General features: G+C 65.6%; 1 protein-coding gene and 1 pseudogene. Both read right to left on the reverse strand.

All coding sequences use genetic code 11. The features are described from left to right. On the reverse strand, positions 1 to 1,193 hold a 1,193-nt coding region (gene xylA, locus MOV75_RS38250), incomplete at its 3' end, for a xylose isomerase (protein WP_247008015.1). Further along, positions 1,194 to 1,367, reverse strand: a pseudogene (locus MOV75_RS38255) (xylulokinase); the annotation flags it as partial.

Raw genomic sequence — 1,367 nt, forward strand, 5'->3', positions numbered from 1 at the left:
CCCTCGGGCCCGGCCCATCCCTCGTAGCGTTTGGCAAGCGGCGTCGTGAGCGCGCCGGCATCGAGCATGTCGGCCGCGGCGAGGAAGGCGCGCGCGCAGGCATCCATCGAGCCGACATGGGCATGGATCAGGTCGTCCGGATCGATCGACTGGCGGCGGATCTTGGCGTCGAAATTGAGCCCGCCCGTGGTAAAGCCGCCGCGATTCAGGATCTCGTGAAACACCAACGCCAGCTCCGGAACGTTCATCGCGAACTGGTCGGTGTCCCAGCCGAGCAGATCGTCGCCGCGGTTGATGTCGAGCGAGCCGAACACGCCGAGCGCCTCGGCGAGCGCGACCTCGTGATGAAATGAATGGCCGGCGAGGATGGCGTGGTTCTGCTCGATGTTGAGCTTGACGTCCTTCAGGAGGTCGTAGCGTTCGAGGAAGCCGTAGCAGGTGGCGACGTCGAAATCATATTGGTGCTTGGTCGGCTCCTTCGGCTTCGGCTCGATCAGGATCGGGCCCTTGAAGCCTATTCTGTGCTTGTGCTCGACCACGAGCGCGACGAAGCGGCCGAGCTGGTCGAGCTCGCGCTTGAGATCGGTGTTGAGCAGCGTCTCGTAGCCCTCGCGTCCGCCCCACAGCACATAGTTCTGGCCGCCGAGCCGGTGCGTCACCTCCAGGGCGGCACGGACCTGGCCGGCGGCATAGGTGAAGATTTCGGGGTCCGGATTGGTCGCTGCGCCCGCCATGTAGCGGCGGTGCGTGAACAGATTGGCGGTGCCCCAGAGCAGGCGGACCTTCGCGGATGCCATCTTCGCCTCGAACAGATCAGCGATGGCATTGAGATTGGCGACGGACTCGGCGAGCGAGGCGCCTTCCGGCGCGGCATCGACATCGTGGAAGGTGAAATAGGGCACGTCGAGCAAACGGAACAGCTCGAACGCGACGTCGGCCTTGGCCCGCGCCTGCGCCATCGCGTCGCCGCCCTGGTGCCACGGCCTCAGGAACGTCTCGCCGCCGAAGGGATCGCCGCCCGGCCAGCAGAACGAATGCCAATAGCAGACCGCAAAGCGCAGATGATCCTCGAGCCTGCGGCCGTGCACGAGGCGATCCTTGTCGTACCAGCGGAACGCGGGCGCTTGTCCCGCGTCCGTGCCGGCGAAGGCGACAGGTGCACTCGCATCGAAGAATTCGGCTGACGCGTTCACTTAAAGAGTCTCCTTCAATGCGGGATAAAGCGCACGCCATCGCCGATAGGCCTCGTCATAGGCCTCGGCGACGGATGCGCGGGGCATGAAGCTCGCAAGCCGCCGCGGACGAGTGCAGACTTGCGCCGGATTCTCACCTGTCGCCGCGAGCCGGCCCAGCCGTGCAGCGCCGAG

It is taken from the genome of Bradyrhizobium sp. PRIMUS42, assembly GCF_023006515.1.
In the GTDB taxonomy this organism is placed as follows: domain Bacteria; phylum Pseudomonadota; class Alphaproteobacteria; order Rhizobiales; family Xanthobacteraceae; genus Bradyrhizobium.